13 protein-coding genes and 4 tRNA genes are annotated in these 15,971 nt (G+C 48.7%); 13 read left to right on the top strand and 4 right to left on the bottom strand.

Annotation, left to right across the window (positions count from 1 at the left end):
- The first annotated feature begins 186 nt into the window (after positions 1 to 186).
- From ybfF to fur, 4 genes are all read left to right on the top strand, one after another.
- A complete protein-coding gene (gene ybfF / locus WBL83_RS08160; RefSeq protein ID WP_424588658.1) occupies positions 187 to 963 on the top strand; it encodes an esterase in 777 nt (258 codons plus the stop codon).
- A gap of 135 nt (positions 964 to 1,098) precedes the next feature.
- Entirely contained in the window at positions 1,099 to 1,380 is a 282-nt protein-coding gene (gene ybfE / locus WBL83_RS08155) for a LexA regulated protein (protein WP_121814107.1), read from the top strand.
- 151 nt (positions 1,381 to 1,531) lie between these two features.
- Positions 1,532 to 2,062 (top strand): flavodoxin FldA, encoded by a 531-nt coding sequence (gene fldA, locus WBL83_RS08150; RefSeq protein ID WP_424588657.1) that lies wholly within the window; start codon positions 1,532 to 1,534, stop codon positions 2,060 to 2,062.
- 282 nt (positions 2,063 to 2,344) lie between these two features.
- Positions 2,345 to 2,797: a ferric iron uptake transcriptional regulator gene (gene fur / locus WBL83_RS08145; RefSeq protein ID WP_064548647.1), complete on the top strand. Its 453-nt coding sequence runs from the start codon at positions 2,345 to 2,347 to the stop codon at positions 2,795 to 2,797.
- A 90-nt stretch (positions 2,798 to 2,887) separates the two neighbouring features.
- On the opposite strand, the gene chiQ is transcribed toward fur, so the two are convergent.
- The 4 genes from chiQ to nagE form a co-directional block, all read right to left on the bottom strand.
- Entirely contained in the window at positions 2,888 to 3,214 is a 327-nt protein-coding gene (chiQ, locus tag WBL83_RS08140; protein WP_424588656.1) for a ChiQ/YbfN family lipoprotein, read from the bottom strand.
- 47 nt (positions 3,215 to 3,261) lie between these two features.
- Complete coding sequence (gene chiP, locus WBL83_RS08135; RefSeq protein WP_424588655.1) at positions 3,262 to 4,659, bottom strand: chitoporin ChiP; 1,398 nt, start codon at positions 4,657 to 4,659, stop codon at positions 3,262 to 3,264.
- Positions 4,660 to 5,121: 462 nt separating this feature from the next.
- On the bottom strand, positions 5,122 to 6,789 hold the full coding sequence (gene glnS, locus WBL83_RS08130) for a glutamine--tRNA ligase (RefSeq protein WP_424588654.1): 1,668 nt from the start codon (positions 6,787 to 6,789) through the stop codon (positions 5,122 to 5,124).
- 196 nt (positions 6,790 to 6,985) lie between these two features.
- Positions 6,986 to 9,013, bottom strand: coding sequence for an N-acetylglucosamine-specific PTS transporter subunit IIBC (gene nagE / locus WBL83_RS08125; RefSeq protein ID WP_424588653.1), 2,028 nt, complete (start codon positions 9,011 to 9,013; stop codon positions 6,986 to 6,988).
- 333 nt (positions 9,014 to 9,346) lie between these two features.
- Here nagE and nagB point away from each other — a divergent pair, with 333 nt between their 5' ends.
- The 9 genes from nagB (at position 9,347) to WBL83_RS08080 (ending at position 15,946) form a co-directional block, all read left to right on the top strand.
- Positions 9,347 to 10,147 carry a glucosamine-6-phosphate deaminase gene (gene nagB, locus WBL83_RS08120; protein WP_183271433.1) on the top strand — a complete coding sequence of 267 codons (801 nt, stop codon included), beginning with the start codon at positions 9,347 to 9,349 and terminating at the stop codon, positions 10,145 to 10,147.
- Positions 10,148 to 10,172: 25 nt separating this feature from the next.
- Positions 10,173 to 11,321, top strand: a complete 1,149-nt coding sequence (gene nagA / locus WBL83_RS08115; RefSeq protein WP_424588652.1) for an N-acetylglucosamine-6-phosphate deacetylase — start codon at positions 10,173 to 10,175, stop codon at positions 11,319 to 11,321.
- Positions 11,322 to 11,328: 7 nt separating this feature from the next.
- On the top strand, positions 11,329 to 12,549 hold the full coding sequence (gene nagC / locus WBL83_RS08110) for a DNA-binding transcriptional regulator NagC (protein ID WP_424588651.1): 1,221 nt from the start codon (positions 11,329 to 11,331) through the stop codon (positions 12,547 to 12,549).
- A gap of 62 nt (positions 12,550 to 12,611) precedes the next feature.
- Positions 12,612 to 13,364, top strand: coding sequence for an HAD-IIA family hydrolase (locus WBL83_RS08105; RefSeq protein ID WP_424588650.1), 753 nt, complete (start codon positions 12,612 to 12,614; stop codon positions 13,362 to 13,364).
- A gap of 267 nt (positions 13,365 to 13,631) precedes the next feature.
- Positions 13,632 to 15,296, top strand: coding sequence for an asparagine synthase B (asnB, locus tag WBL83_RS08100; protein WP_424588649.1), 1,665 nt, complete (start codon positions 13,632 to 13,634; stop codon positions 15,294 to 15,296).
- Positions 15,297 to 15,546: 250 nt separating this feature from the next.
- A tRNA-Met gene (locus WBL83_RS08095) sits at positions 15,547 to 15,623 on the top strand.
- 16 nt (positions 15,624 to 15,639) lie between these two features.
- Positions 15,640 to 15,724: transfer RNA gene (locus tag WBL83_RS08090), tRNA-Leu, on the top strand.
- Between the two features lie 19 nt (positions 15,725 to 15,743).
- Positions 15,744 to 15,818, top strand: a tRNA-Gln gene (locus tag WBL83_RS08085).
- A 53-nt stretch (positions 15,819 to 15,871) separates the two neighbouring features.
- A tRNA-Gln gene (locus tag WBL83_RS08080) sits at positions 15,872 to 15,946 on the top strand.
- The last annotated feature ends 25 nt before the right edge of the window (positions 15,947 to 15,971 follow it).

The following is a 15,971-nucleotide window of genomic DNA, read 5'->3' as shown; positions in this document are numbered from 1 at the left end:
GGTGCGGTATCTTTTCTGAATTCAAGTTGTTGGAATTATAAGTACATATTCGCACAAATCCCAACCTCGGGTAGCGCCAAACTTTTGTCACACCACAAAGTCAGACTAGACTGAATGTTTGCGGCTCTGCGGCAGAATGCCGTTATGATACCCTAACCAAACGAAGTAAAAAAAAAGAACTTTGCCATGAAATTGAATGCTCGCCTGCAAACTGCGCAACAATCGACTAGTAATTCCCCCATCGTCCTGATCCACGGTCTTTTTGGTAGCCTTGATAATCTGGGCGTGCTGGCCCGCGACCTTGGGCAAGATCATGACTTGCTGCAAATTGATCTTCGCAATCATGGATTATCCCCACGCAGTCCTGAGATGAACTATGCCGCGATGGCCAAGGATGTGGTTGAAACGCTCGATGAATATGGCTTTGAGAAAGCGATAATTATCGGCCATTCCATGGGCGGAAAAGTGGCGATGGCGTTAACCGCTATTGCGCCTGAGCGTATTGATAAATTGGTGCTGATTGACATCGCGCCGGTGGATTATCAGGTTCGTCGCCATGATGAGATTTTTGCGGCTATTAATGCCGTGAGCGCCGCAGAAGTGAAAACTCGCCAGCAGGCGGCAACCGTCATGCGTGAGTACCTTAATGAAGAGGGCGTTATCCACTTCTTGCTGAAATCGTTTGCCGACGGTGAATGGAAGTTTAATGTTCCGGTTTTGTGGGAGCAGTACGAGAATATTGTCGGCTGGCAAACTATCCCGACATGGAACGAGCCCGCTCTGTTTATCCGGGGTGGCGCGTCTCCTTATGTTGACGAATCGCACCGCGAAACCCTGCTTGCACAGTTTCCGCAAGCTCGCGCTCATGTGGTTGCCGGTGCAGGACACTGGGTTCATGCCGAAAAACCTGATGCTGTTTTGCGCGCAATCCATCGTTTTATCGATCCAACAGCGGCAAACTGATTAAAAACAGACCGACTGGCCATTAGATACGGCTAACGCGTTGGCGCGCAAGCCATGCTGATGTATGATTGCGCGCTAAAATGCGCCAGAGCACCCCGCTCCGTGCCACCTGAATTCCCTGTCAGTAGTTTAATCATGGCAAAAGAACAAACGGACCGTACTACATTAGATCTGTTCGCGGACGAGCGTCGCCCCGGGCGACCAAAAACCAATCCGCTGACGCGTGATGAGCAATTGCGTATCAACAAACGCAACCAGCTCAAGCGCGACAAAGTACGCGGCCTGAAGCGAGTGGAGTTGAAGCTCAATAACGATGCAGTTGATGCACTTAATCATCTGGCTGAAGCACGCAATATCAGTCGTAGTGAGTTGATTGAAGAGATTCTTCTCGCGCAACTGAAGCAGCATCTCAGTTAGTTTTAATGCTGTTGCCCGGCTGACGATGTTGCAGTCTGTGCACATCAGGGTGATAGCAGTTTCCGCCCCGCAATGTGTTCTGCTATGATTGCCCTATCTGTGGCCAAATAGCAGCCACCATACCATTAAGTTTCAAGAGGTTATTTTACTCATGGCAATCGTAGGCATTTTTTTCGGCAGCGACACTGGTAACACCGAAAATATCGCGAAGATGATTCAAAAACAGCTCGGTAAAGACGTTGCTGAGGTGCATGACATTGCTAAGAGCAGCAAAGAAGACCTGGAAGGCTTCGATATTCTGCTTCTCGGCATTCCAACGTGGTATTACGGTGAAGCGCAATGCGACTGGGATGATTTCTTCCCGACTCTGGAAGAAGTTGATTTCAATGGCAAACTGGTAGCCCTGTTCGGCTGTGGCGACCAGGAAGACTACGCAGAATACTTCTGTGACGCATTAGGCACTATCCGCGACATTATTGAGCCGCGCGGTGCTGCAATTGTGGGTCACTGGCCAACTGCTGGCTACCATTTTGAGGCGTCTAAGGGTCTTGCTGATGACGATCACTTTGTGGGTCTGGCTATCGATGAAGACCGTCAACCTGAACTGACTGCACAACGTGTGCAACAGTGGGTAAAACAGGTTTCTGAAGAACTGAACCTGGCTGATATCCTCAACGCTTGATGCTACATGTGACGCAACCATTGGGTTGCGTCACATTGATAGATTATTCCGATTAAAATAATCGCTACAAATTTTTAACTTTTCAGTTTGTCCCTGTACAATGACCTCCTGACTAAATAGCTAACAAGGCAAATAAATCGCGACTCAGACGCCATTTTTTAGCTTGATTATGCATAATACTTGCGGTTTCCATTTAGAATTGGCAGTTCTATAATGAGACGCATTCATCTTAACGCTCACCCTGAGTCCGAGCGATCCGTTAAGCAACAGGACAATTTCCGCATGACTGACAATAATACCGCATTGAAGAAGGCCGGCCTGAAAGTCACGCTTCCGCGATTAAAAATCCTTGAAGTGTTGCAGGGTCCGGTGAACCACCATGTCAGTGCGGAAGACTTATATAAACGTCTGATTGATATGGGCGAAGAGATTGGTCTCGCCACAGTTTATCGTGTACTAAACCAGTTTGATGATGCAGGCATTGTCACTCGTCATAACTTCGAAGGCGGCAAATCCGTATTCGAGCTGACACAGCAGCATCACCACGACCATCTGATTTGCCTGGATTGCGGCAAAGTTATTGAATTCAGCGATGATTCAATCGAATCTCGTCAGCGTGAAATCGCATCACGCCATGGTATTCGTCTGACCAACCACAGCCTGTATCTGTATGGTCACTGCGCTGAAGGTGATTGCCGTACCGACGAAAATGCACACGAAATCAGCGAAAAATAATCCGCACATTTGGCCACGCTAACCTGGTGGTCAGATATAAAAAAACCGGTGAAGAAACTCACCGGTTTTTTTATTGGCTGAATTCGACCATTACTTATTGTTAGCGCGAATCTCTTGCCAGATTTTATCGCATTTCGCTTTGACGGCCTGGTCATTACCGGTGCGCGTTGCCTGGATGCAATTCTGGTAATCCAGGGTGCGAACGGTCTCTTTCTGTGCGAACTCGTGGTGTTCTTTCTCCTGAGCCAACACATTCAGCACGCTCTGACAGGCCTGAATTTTATCCGGATTCCCTTCAGCGGTATTGATACAGGCGCTATAAGCCTGTTTTAGTTTTGAATCTTCTGGTGCCGCTTTTGGCTGTGCGCAGGCGCTCAAACCTAGAGCCATCAATGTGACCAAAATGATTTTTTTCATGCTCGATATCCTTAACAAAACCGGGCGTGTTACCGCCCGGAATCAAATCAGAAAATAGTGAACGGTGCGATGACGATAAATTTCACGTCATACTCATCCTGGAAGATGTTGCCGTAACCACCGCCCCAGCTTGGGATATCGGAGTGGTTGTCGTACTGAGTGAAGTGCAGTTTGAAGAGCGTACCTTTCGCACGGCCATCCTGAATGGTGTACAACGCATCAAGGCTGTACGCAGATTCTTTCAGGCGGCTGTCGGCATCGTAGTAACCGTCAGTCGTTGGTTTAGAGCTTGGTTTAGCATCCCATGCATAAACATAAGATGCCCCTACCGCCCAGCCAGCAAGATCCCAGTTGCTCAGGTCATACATGGCACCGGCGAAGACTGCTTTCTCGCCGTTGGCGTTGAAGTCAGAACGGTTGTCCCACCACACATCAAGACGACCGTTTGAGGATGCGTAAGTTGGGGTCATACGTTGCAGGAAGTAACCCTGCTGTCCATCTGCTTTAACCATGGTTCCTTCAAGACGCAGGTCAACCTGACCCACTTTGTAGCCGAAGGTCAGTGCTTGTAACCACGCTGTGCCGTCATAAAGATCGTTGACGCTGCCGTCAGAGACTTTATCGCGTGAACCGTAGAACTGGTAGCTGGTACTCAGTGGGCTACCAGCAATATCAAATTTGTAGCTCGCTTTAGTGAAGTACTGGTCGATATACCCTTCCGCCTGACCGAATGCCGCTTCGAGGATCAGATCATTTTTGAAGTCATATTTCGCGCCCAGTGAGTGCAGATAATCGACGTTGGTGTTCTTATCATTCTGATAGAACTTGTCCATTTCCAGATGCCATGGCGCTTTGTACTCGTTGGTCCACATGTACGAGAAGCTCAGAGCACCGGAATCGCCATAATCAAAGTTTGCACCGGCTTCAGCACCCTGATACGTACCAGGCATGAAGCTCCAGTGTGGTGCTAGCAGAGATTGTCCCGTTGGCTGAATGTAACCAGCGCGAGCCCAGACAGGGCCGTATTTGAATTTAGCTGCAGCTTTATAAAGACTAATCCCACTCTTATCGCCGGAATAATCTTCATCGTAAGCTTTATTCGAAGAGGAAAATGCGATTTCGTTAGGGTGGCCGCTGTTGCCATTTTCTGCCATTTCAATAGCAGTAAAGGCTGCGACATCCAGACCAAACATGTCTGCGGCATAACCAGACTGGAAGTCCAGGTTTGCGTTCCAGGTTGCGTGCGCAAGGTTCGTTTCGTATTTATTGGTGTTGACGTCTTTACGGTCACGCTCACGCTGCCAGTAATAAACACCACCGGTCAGAGTTGAGTCATCAATAAAACCTGCTGCACTTGCCTGAGGGATGACAATCAGTCCTGAAAGAGCCGTGACACCAGCGATTGCAAGCGCCAGCGCACTACGTTTGCCACTAAACGTACGCATATAATATTCCTCTTTGACGTATAAATAGTCGCTGGACGTTAAAAGACGTCACATCGCGAAAAAAAGTAAAAATGCCTAACGGCTAAAGCGGTTATCAATATTTTCCCGCATTACTGCTCCCCACAAGACTATTTTTCGCGACGCGAATTATCAATGCTTTTGTAAGAGTTCATTCCGATATTATGACAGAGAGCACATAATTTATGAGCATTTGTAACAAATGGCAGGCAAAGTTGTTTGTGCTGATAATGACGACTATTTTTACACAAAGCTCTATATGAGAGCGCTCACATAATTAAATGAAGAATTTATTATGCTCTCAGGTTGACCAAAAGAAAGAATACAGGACGGGCGCTAAATAGCATTAATTCGCATCGCGAATATGATGAAAGGGATTAACAGATAATGATCAGGCGAAAAAAAACGCCGCTGATAGCGGCGTTTATATAAGACGATTTTTTGTTATTCGCCTATTTTAGCCCAGGTGTCACGCAAGCCAACGGTACGGTTAAATACCAGTTTTTCAGCAGTTGCATAACGGCTATCGAGGCAGAAATAACCTTCACGCTCGAACTGATACGCTTTACCTTTTTCCGCATTTTGCAGACTCGGTTCCACGAAACCTTGCTTAATAACCAGAGACTCTAGGTTAATCGTGGCAAAGAAATCTTCCGCGCTACCAGGGTTCGCTACGCTGAACAGACGGTCATAAAGACGAATCTCAACAGGTAAAGCGTGTTCTGCGCTAACCCAATGAATAACGCCTTTCACTTTACGGCCATCAGCTGGGTCTTTGCTTAAGGTTTCCGGATCGTAGGAGCAATGCAGCACGGTGATATTCCCGGCTTCATCTTTCTCAACGCGGTCGGCTTTAATCACATAAGCATTACGCAGACGCACTTCTTTGCCGAGCACCAGACGCTTGTACTGTTTATTCGCTTCTTCGCGGAAATCAGCACGATCGATATATATCTCACGGCTGAACGGTACCTGACGGCTACCCATCTCTGGCTTGTTCGGATGGTTCGGCATGGTCACCATTTCAACTTCGCCCTGCGGGAAGTTTTCAATGATAACTTTTACCGGATCGAGTACAGCCATCGCACGCGGGGCGTTCTCGTTCAGATCATCACGAATACAAGATTCCAAAGACGCCATTTCGACGGTGTTATCTTGCTTGGTCACACCAATACGCTTACAGAACTCACGAATGGACGCCGCAGTGTAACCACGACGACGCAGACCAGAAATGGTCGGCATACGTGGGTCATCCCAGCCTTCTACAACCTTCTCAGTCACCAGCAGGTTCAGCTTACGCTTGGACATGATGGAGTATTCGAGATTCAGGCGTGAGAACTCGTACTGACGCGGATGCGCAGGAATGGTGATGTTATCCAACACCCAGTCGTACAGACGACGGTTGTCCTGGAATTCCAGCGTACACAACGAATGCGTAATGCCTTCCAGCGCATCGGAAATGCAGTGCGTGAAGTCGTACATCGGGTAGATGCACCACTTGTTGCCGGTCTGGTGATGTTCGGCAAACTTGATGCGATAAATAACCGGATCGCGCATGACGATAAACGGCGATGCCATGTCGATTTTCGCACGCAGGCACGCGGTGCCTTCGGCAAATTCACCGTTACGCATTTTCTCGAACAGCGCGAGGTTTTCTTCAACGGTACGATCACGGAATGGGCTGTTTTTCCCAGGTGCGGTCAATGAGCCACGATATTCACGGATCTGCTCTGGAGTCAGTTCATCAACATACGCCAGACCTTTATTGATCAGCTCAACCGCATAGTTGAACAGTTGATCAAAATAGTCGGAAGAGTAACGAACGTTGCCAGACCAATGAAAACCAAGCCATTCAACATCTTGCTTAATTGACTCTACGTATTCGATGTCTTCTTTTACCGGGTTAGTGTCATCGAAACGCAGGTTGCACTGGCCTTGATAATCTTGAGCGATACCAAAGTTCAGGCAGATAGATTTTGCATGACCGATATGCAGATAGCCGTTTGGCTCTGGCGGGAAACGGGTGCAAATGCTGTTGTGCTTACCATTGGCCAAATCTTCATCAATAATCTGGCGAATAAAGTTAGTTGGGCGGGCTTCAGCCTCACTCATCGCGGGTTCCTCAGTGCATAAACTTTCGTTAACGGCATATGATCTAATAAGCAGGCGTCGGAAACAACCTTTAGTTGCATAAATAAGGGGCTTACAGGTGCGCTGCGAGTGAGGAATGCGGGAAAGGCGGCAATAAAAAAGCGGCTGGAGAATAACTCACCAGCCGCTAAAGGCACAATCTATGACTCAGGAGCGATTATTTGCCTTTAATTTCGTACAGAGGAGTTTGCCCTGCGACCACTGAACCTTGTGCCTGGATAACCAGACCGCTGTAGTCGTCAATGTTGCTGCAAACTACCGGGCTAATCATGGAGCGAGCATTAGCGTTCAGGAAATCAAGATCCATTTCCAGAATCGGCTGGCCTGCAACCACTTCAGCCCCCTCTTCTACCAGACGGGTAAAGCCCTGGCCGTTCAGTGCGACGGTATCAATGCCCATGTGGACAACGATCTCGGCACCCTTTTCGGTTTCCAGACAGAACGCGTGGTTGGTATTAAAGATTTTTACGATAGTACCGGCAGCTGGCGCGACAACTGTTTTCTCAGTTGGCTTAACAGCAACACCATCACCTACCGCTTTGCTGGCAAAGGCTTCATCAGGAACCTGTTCCAGGGCAACAACATCACCGGTGACTGGGGAAACCAGCGCGGCGATAGTCACTGCATTTGGTACAGCCTGTGGTTTGGTCGCAGCAACAGCCGCTGGCGCAGCAGCACTAGCAACAGGCGCGGCAGCTGGCACATCACCAACCGTTTTCATTGAGTTAGCAATTTTCTCAGCCACGAAGCCTACGATGATTTGCACGCTGGTTTTGTTCAGACGGATAACACCGGTTGCACCCAGACGTTTTGCCAACGCTTCATTAACCAGTGAAGAGTCTTTCACATTCAGACGCAGACGAGTGATACATGCATCAATACCGGTCAAGTTCGCTGAACCGCCTACTGCTGCAATGTATTGACGAGCCAGCGCAGAAACGTCCTGGTTGGTATCGCCGCTTACATTTACGTCCTGACCATCAGTTTCATCACCAGCAACCGCCAGTTCACGACCCGGAGTTAACAGGTTGAATTTATTGATAGTGAAACGGAACACAACGTAGTAAATCACGAAGAACACGAGACCTTGTGGGATCAACATGTACCAGTGAGTCGCCAGTGGGTTTTTAGTGGAAAGCACCAGGTCCACAAGACCAGCACTGAAGCCGAAACCAGCAATCCAATGCATGCTTGCCGCGATGAATACGGAGATACCCGTCAGCACTGCGTGAATCAGATACAGAACTGGAGCCACGAACATGAAGGAGAATTCCAACGGTTCGGTGATACCAGTAAAGAAGGCAGCAAATGCACCCGCCATCATGATACCCAGTACTTTGGCTTTATTTTCAGGACGCGCGCAATGGTAGATTGCCAGTGCAGCACCTGGAAGACCGAACATCATAATTGGGAAGAAGCCAGCCTGGTAACGGCCCGTGATACCAACAATACCGGTACCTTCAGCGATTGATTTAGCACCGCCCAGGAACTTAGGAATGTCGTTAATACCGGCAACATCGAACCAGAACACGGAGTTCAGCGCGTGGTGCAGACCGACTGGAATCAGCAAACGGTTAAAGAACGCATACACACCTGCGCCGATAGAACCCATTTTCTGAATGTGCTCACCGAAGTTCACCAGACCACTAAATACGATTGGCCAGATGAACATCATGATGAAGGCAACAGCAATCATCACAAAGGAGGTAATAATCGGAACCAGGCGACGACCGCTGAAGAAGGACAACGCTTTTGGCAGTTCGACACTGCTGAAACGGTTGTACAACTCTGCGGAAATAATACCGACCATGATGCCCACGAATTGGTTTTCAATTTTGCTGAAAGCCATCGGGACCTGATCCAGCGGAATATGCTTGATCATTGAAACAGCGGCTGGCGAACAAAGCGTCGTCAACACCAGGAAACCGACAAAACCGGTTAGTGCAGCAGCACCATCTTTATCTTTGGACATCCCATAAGCCACACCAATGGCAAACAGAACCCCCATGTGGTCAATAATTGCAGCACCAGATTTGATGAACAACGCAGCTAATGCGCTATCACCACCCCAGCTAACTGGGTCAATCCAGTAACCAACACCCATTAAAATGGCTGCGGCTGGTAGTGTGGCGACCGGCACCATAAGCGCACGGCCAACCTTTTGCATATAACCTAGAATACTCACGTTACTTCCCCCTATGAGACCCCGTTAAGGCTCGTTCAAAGCAGTTTTATTATTGTGTAACAACCTTGAAAGCATGGTGATGATTCACCAACCTTCTGAGTGTGTGAAAAATTAATTCGTATCGCAAATTAAACACCCTTTTTTTGTGATTAGAATCACCAAATATTGTTATTGCACTCCCCTCTGGCTAGCTATCGACTAAAACTTATTTTATCATCCGAAAAATCAAGACAAATTGATCCCGTGATGGCCGGTTTGAAACTGGGTTACCCTTAAAGGGTTCGGACTATCAATCTGGCTAAAGTAATTTTCTATTAACTTATGAGGTGAATGATGAGACTGATTCCCCTGGCTACCCCAGCCCAAGTAGGCAAATGGGCAGCACGCCATATCGTTAAGCGTATCAATGCGTTTAATCCGACAGCGGATCGCCCGTTCGTGCTGGGCCTGCCAACCGGCGGCACTCCTCTTGAAGCGTATAAAGCGCTGGTAGAGATGCACAAAGCGGGCCAGGTTAGCTTTAAAAACGTCGTCACCTTTAATATGGATGAATACGTTGGCCTGCCAAAAGAGCATCCGGAAAGCTATCATACGTTCATGCACCGCAATTTCTTTGATCATGTTGATATCCCAGCAGAAAACATTAACCTGCTGAATGGTAACGCCGAGGATGTTGACGCAGAGTGCCGTCGTTATGAAGAGAAAATTCGTTCATACGGCAAAATTCACCTGTTTATGGGTGGCGTAGGCAACGATGGTCATATCGCGTTCAACGAACCAGCCTCTTCACTGGCTTCTCGTACTCGTATCAAAACGCTGACTCATGACACCCGTGTTGCAAACTCCCGTTTCTTTGATGGCGATGTGTCTCAAGTGCCAAAATACGCGTTGACTGTTGGCGTTGGCACCCTGCTCGATGCAGAAGAAGTGATGATTTTGGTGCTCGGCCATTTGAAAGCGCAAGCGCTGCAAGCGGCTGTGGAAGGTAACGTGAATCACATGTGGACCATTAGTTGTCTGCAACTGCATCCTAAAGCAGTCGTGGTTTGTGATGAGCCATCCACCATGGAGCTCAAAGTGAAGACGCTGAAGTACTTCAATGAGCTCGAAGCAGAAAATATCAAAGATCTTTAAGTAATCGTCATTACCGGGGGTAACTATGTTTGCACTAACTCACGGGCGGATTTATACCGGCCATGAAATTCTTGATGATCACGCGGTTATTATCGCGGACGGCCTGATTGAACGTGTTTGTCCACGTTCAGATCTCCCAGCGGGTATTGAGACTCGCGATGTGGGCGGAGCAATCATCGCCCCCGGTTTTATTGATGTGCAGCTCAATGGCTGTGGCGGTGTGCAGTTCAACGATTCCGCCGATGCGGTCACTGTTGAAACGCTGGAAATCATGCAGAAAGCCAATGAGCGTTCTGGCTGCACCAGCTATCTGCCGACGCTTATCACCAGCGACGATGAGCTGATGAAGCAGGGCGTGAAAGTGATGCGCGAATACCTGGAGAAGTATCAGCACCAGGCGCTCGGTCTGCATCTTGAAGGCCCATGGTTAAACATGGTGAAAAAAGGGACGCACAACCCGAATTACGTGCGTAAACCTGACGCCGAACTGGTGGATTTCCTTTGCCAGAACGCAGATGTGATCACCAAAGTCACGCTGGCACCAGAAATGGTTGAGCCTGAGGTGATTAGCAAACTGGTCGCTGCTGGCATTATTGTTTCTGCCGGCCACTCCAATGCCACCGTAAAAGAAGCCAAGATTGGTTTCCGCGCTGGTATCACCTTCGCAACCCATCTTTTCAACGCGATGCCATACATTACTGGCCGCGAACCGGGTCTTGCAGGTGCAATTTTTGATGAGCCAGATGTTTACTGCGGTATCATTGCCGATGGTTTACATGTGGACTATGCCAATATTCGTACCGCGAAAAAGGTTAAGGGCGATAAGCTTTGCCTGGTCACCGATGCCACCGCTCCGGCGGGCGCAAATATCGATGAGTTCATTTTCGCAGGAAAAACAATATACTACCGCGACGGTTTATGTGTAGATGAGAATGGTACGCTGAGTGGTTCTGCCCTGACGATGATTGAAGGGGTGCGTAACCTGGTCGAGCATGCTGGCATCGCCTTAGATGAAGTCTTGCGTATGGCGACTCTCTACCCTGCCCGTGCGATGGGTGTTGAGCAGCAATTAGGTACTATCGAAGCAGGGAAAGTCGCCAACCTGACGGCCTTTACCCGCGATTTTAAAATCACCAAGACCTTTGTTAATGGTAACGAGGTCGTAACTGAGTAATTAAGGCATGACGACTGGCGGACAGGCTCAAATTGGTAATGTCGATCTGGTAAAACAGCTGAATAGCGCGGCGGTATATCGCCTGATTGACCAACATGGGCCAATCTCTCGCATTCAGATTGCCGAGCAAAGCCAGCTTGCACCAGCCAGCGTCACGAAAATCACTCGCCAGCTCATTGAGCGCGGACTGATCAAAGAAGTCGATCAACAGGCCTCCACCGGAGGCCGCCGCGCTATCTCCATTATTACTGAAACGCGAAATTTCCACGCTATTGGTGTTCGTCTGGGTCGCCATGACGCCACCATCACGCTATTTGATCTCAGCGCAAAACCTATTGCCGAAGAACATTACGCCCTTCCTGAACGTACCCAGGAAACGCTGGAACATGCGTTGCTCGCGGCTATTGCTCAATTTATCGAACAAAACCTGCGCAAAATGCGCGAGCTTATCGCTATCTCAGTGATCCTGCCGGGTCTGGTCGATCCTGAAAGCGGCGTGATTCGCTATATGCCACATATCCAGGTTAATGACTGGTCGCTGGTCGATAGCCTTGAAAAACAGTTCAAAGTGACTTGTTACGTTGGTCACGATATCCGTAGCCTCGCGCTTGCCGAGCACTACTTTGGTGCAACACATGATTGTGATGACTCCATTTTGGTGCGTGTTCACCGTGGTACGGGTGCAGGAATTTTATCGAACGGACGAATTTTTATCGGCCGTAACGGTAACGTGGGTGAGATTGGCCATATTCAAGTTGATCCTTTAGGCGAACGCTGCCACTGCGGCAACTTCGGTTGCCTGGAAACGATTGCCGCTAACGCCGCTATCGAACATCGTGTGCGCCACCTGCTAGAACAGGGTTACAACAGCCGCCTGACGCTTGAAGATTGCGATATTACCGCTATCTGCAAAGCGGCTAACAAAGGCGATCCACTGGCCTGTGAAGTGATTGAACATGTGGGACGTCATTTAGGCAAAGCGATTGCTATCGCGATTAACCTTTTCAACCCGCAAAAAGTGGTGATTGCTGGCGAAATCATTGAAGCTGAGAAAATCCTTCTTCCCGCTATTGAAGGCTGTATCAACACTCAGGTATTGAAAGCGTTTCGCAAAAACCTGCCTGTCGTACGCTCTAAACTTGATGATCGTTCAGCCATTGGCGCCTTTGCCTTAGTCAAACGCTCGATGCTAAATGGTGTTCTGCTGCAGCGTTTGCTGGAAAGTTAATCCAGCCGCATACCTTTTTACGCTATAGTTACGCCTTCCTGAAATGTGAGCCAGAGTAGTCAATGACCATTCAGAATGTAATTTGTGATATCGACGGCGTGCTAATGCACGACAACGTCGCCGTACCAGGTGCTAATGAATTCTTAGCCCGCATCATGGAAAAGGGCCTTCCGCTGGTCCTGCTGACCAATTACCCGTCGCAAACAGGCCAGGATTTGGCTAACCGTTTTGCGTCTGCGGGTATCGATGTCCCTGACAGTGTTTTTTATACCTCAGCAATGGCAACTGCCGATTTCCTGCGTCGCCAGGAAGGGAAAAAAGCCTATGTTGTCGGTGAAGGTGCGTTGATTCATGAGCTCTACAAAGCTGGTTTCACCATTACCGACATTAATCCTGACTTTGTTATCGTTGGCGAAACACGTTCTTATAACTGGGAAATGATGCACAAAGCCGCCTATTTCGTGGCTAACGGTGCACGCTTTATTGCCACCAATCCTGACACGCACGGTCGCGGTTACTATCCTGCTTGCGGTGCGCTTTGTGCAGGGATTGAGAAAATTTCCGGTCGCAAACCTTTCTGTGTCGGCAAGCCAAGCCCGTGGATTATCCGTGCCGCGCTGAACAAGATGCAGGCGCATTCCGAGCATACTGTCATTGTTGGTGATAACCTGCGTACCGATATCCTTGCCGGATTCCAGGCAGGTTTAGAAACTATTCTGGTGCTATCCGGAGTTTCCACACTTAATGACATCGATGCGATGCCATTCCGCCCTTCGTGGATTTACCCGTCGGTTGCTGAAATCGATATCATTTAATTAATACTGAAAACGGTGGATGACGCTTTCGCTAATCCACCCGACCAATCCGCACTCTTCATTTAACGATATATCCCTGTCATTGCCGATCCGATAATTATTCCGTCTATTCCCTCATCATTTTTCAATAATCAACAATCACAACTGAACTATTTCCCGCTAAAAGACTAAAGGTCTTGCATTCCCATCAATGATTGCGCATTTTCATAGTCATGCAATGCAACTAAACAATTTAATGGCTCAAAGAAGCATTACGGAGAGTGTTCTATGTGTTCTATTTTTGGTGTTCTGGATATCAAGACCGACGCGGTCGAACTGCGCAAGAAAGCGCTCGAGTTATCTCGCCTGATGCGTCACCGCGGCCCAGACTGGTCTGGTGTTTACGCGAATGATAAAGCCATTCTTTCCCATGAACGCCTCTCTATTGTTGACGTCAACGCTGGCGCTCAGCCGCTATATAACAAAGAAAAAACTCACGCTCTGGCGGTTAACGGCGAAATCTACAACCACCAGGCTCTGCGCGCAGAATACGGCGACCGCTACGAATTCCAGACCGGTTCAGACTGCGAAGTTATCCTCGCGCTGTATCAGGAAAAGGGCCCGGAGTTCCTCGACGATCTTCAGGGAATGTTCGCTTTCATTCTGTATGACGAAGCGCAGGATGCCTACCTGATCGGCCGTGACCATATTGGCATCATCCCGCTGTATATGGGTTATGACGAACACGGCAACATGTATGTTGCATCAGAAATGAAAGCGCTGGTTCCGGTTTGCCGCACCATTAAAGAGTTCCCGGCTGGAAGCTATCTTTGGAGCAAAGACGGTGAAATCCGCAGCTACTACCAGCGTGACTGGTTCGAATACGATGCCGTAAAAGACAACGTTACCGACAAAAACGAATTACGTCAGGCGCTGGAAGATGCCGTTAAAAGTCATCTGATGTCTGACGTACCGTACGGCGTGTTGCTGTCTGGTGGTCTGGATTCATCGGTTATTTCTGCTATCACCAAGAAGTTTGCTGCTCGTCGTGTGGAAGATGAAGAACGCTCTGAAGCCTGGTGGCCACAACTGCACTCATTCGCGGTTGGCCTGGTCGGTTCCCCTGACCTGAAAGCCGCCCAAGAAGTCGCAAACCACTTGGGTACCGTGCACCACGAGATTCATTTCACGGTGCAAGAAGGTCTGGATGCGATTCGCGATGTTATCTATCACATTGAAACTTACGATGTGACCACCATTCGCGCCTCCACCCCAATGTATTTGATGTCACGTAAAATCAAAGCCATGGGCATCAAAATGGTGCTGTCTGGTGAAGGTTCTGATGAAGTGTTTGGCGGCTACCTGTACTTCCATAAAGCGCCAAACGACAAAGAGCTGCATGAAGAGACGGTTCGTAAGCTGCAAGCTCTGCACATGTTTGACTGTGCTCGCGCTAACAAAGCGATGTCAGCCTGGGGTGTAGAAGCGCGCGTACCCTTCCTGGACAAAAAATTCCTCGATGTGGCGATGCGTATCAACCCGAAAGATAAAATGTGCGGCAACGGCAAGATGGAAAAACATATCCTGCGTGAATGTTTCGAATCCTATCTGCCAGCAAGCGTTGCATGGCGTCAGAAAGAGCAGTTCTCTGATGGCGTGGGTTACAGCTGGATTGATACGCTCAAAGAAGTGGCGGCCGGCCAGGTGACCGATCAACAGCTCGAAACCGCAAGCTATCGTTTCCCGTATAATACGCCAGGCTCGAAAGAAGCCTATTTGTACCGTGAAATCTTTGAAGAGTTGTTCCCACTGCCAAGTGCGGCTCAATGTGTACCAGGTGGCCCATCTGTTGCCTGTTCTTCCGCTAAGGCGATTGAATGGGATGAAGCGTTCAAAAACATGAATGATCCATCAGGTCGAGCCGTCGGCGTACACCAGTCTGCTTATAAATAAGCAAAGAAAATTCACCATACGGGCCTACGGGCCCGTTTTTATTTCTACATTATTCCCTGCCCCGGATCGGGGTTTTTCGCTAAATAAAACCACGAAATAACCGATATTTGACGAATATTGCACCAAGCTGTTCGGAAGGTGGTCAAACAGACAATTTCAGCCACTTTTCGGGAAAAAAATTGTTGACGCTAGAAGGCCAACTACGCATAATGCGCCCCGCAACGCCGATAAGGTGACGCGAAAAAAAGAAGGCTACTTAGCTCAGCTGGTTAGAGCACATCACTCATAATGATGGGGTCACAGGTTCGATTCCCGTAGTAGCCACCATTATTCTTTTTTTAGCGCGGGAGTGGCGAAATTGGTAGACGCACCAGATTTAGGTTCTGGCGCCGCAAGGTGTGCGAGTTCAAGTCTCGCCTCCCGCACCATTTTAAAGCGTTGCACGGATGGGGTATCGCCAAGCGGTAAGGCACCGGTTTTTGATACCGGCATTCCCTGGTTCGAATCCAGGTACCCCAGCCACTTTTTTGACATAGCAGTTTTCGACATAGCACGTTAATTTGTGCGCCCTTAGTTGGGGTATCGCCAAGCGGTAAGGCACCGGTTTTTGATACCGGCATTCCCTGGTTCGAATCCAGGTACCCCAGCCAGTCGAAAAATAGTTTTACAGAATTA

It is taken from the genome of Buttiauxella sp. (genome assembly GCF_049686335.1).
Lineage (GTDB): Bacteria > Pseudomonadota > Gammaproteobacteria > Enterobacterales > Enterobacteriaceae > Buttiauxella.
The sequence above is the reverse complement of the archived record's forward strand: the minus strand, read 5'-3'. Positions and strand labels throughout refer to the sequence as shown.

Coding starts and splice junctions, on each gene's coding strand:
- nagA (WP_424588652.1), top strand. CDS start 10,173: ATGTTTGCACTAACTCACGGGCGGATTTATACCGGCCATGAAATTCTT.
- ybfF (WP_424588658.1), top strand. CDS start 187: ATGAAATTGAATGCTCGCCTGCAAACTGCGCAACAATCGACTAGTAAT.
- glnS (WP_424588654.1), bottom strand. CDS start 6,789: ATGAGTGAGGCTGAAGCCCGCCCAACTAACTTTATTCGCCAGATTATT.
- fur (WP_064548647.1), top strand. CDS start 2,345: ATGACTGACAATAATACCGCATTGAAGAAGGCCGGCCTGAAAGTCACG.
- nagC (WP_424588651.1), top strand. CDS start 11,329: ATGACGACTGGCGGACAGGCTCAAATTGGTAATGTCGATCTGGTAAAA.
- chiQ (WP_424588656.1), bottom strand. CDS start 3,214: ATGAAAAAAATCATTTTGGTCACATTGATGGCTCTAGGTTTGAGCGCC.
- nagB (WP_183271433.1), top strand. CDS start 9,347: ATGAGACTGATTCCCCTGGCTACCCCAGCCCAAGTAGGCAAATGGGCA.
- WBL83_RS08105 (WP_424588650.1), top strand. CDS start 12,612: ATGACCATTCAGAATGTAATTTGTGATATCGACGGCGTGCTAATGCAC.
- ybfE (WP_121814107.1), top strand. CDS start 1,099: ATGGCAAAAGAACAAACGGACCGTACTACATTAGATCTGTTCGCGGAC.
- asnB (WP_424588649.1), top strand. CDS start 13,632: ATGTGTTCTATTTTTGGTGTTCTGGATATCAAGACCGACGCGGTCGAA.
- fldA (WP_424588657.1), top strand. CDS start 1,532: ATGGCAATCGTAGGCATTTTTTTCGGCAGCGACACTGGTAACACCGAA.
- chiP (WP_424588655.1), bottom strand. CDS start 4,659: ATGCGTACGTTTAGTGGCAAACGTAGTGCGCTGGCGCTTGCAATCGCT.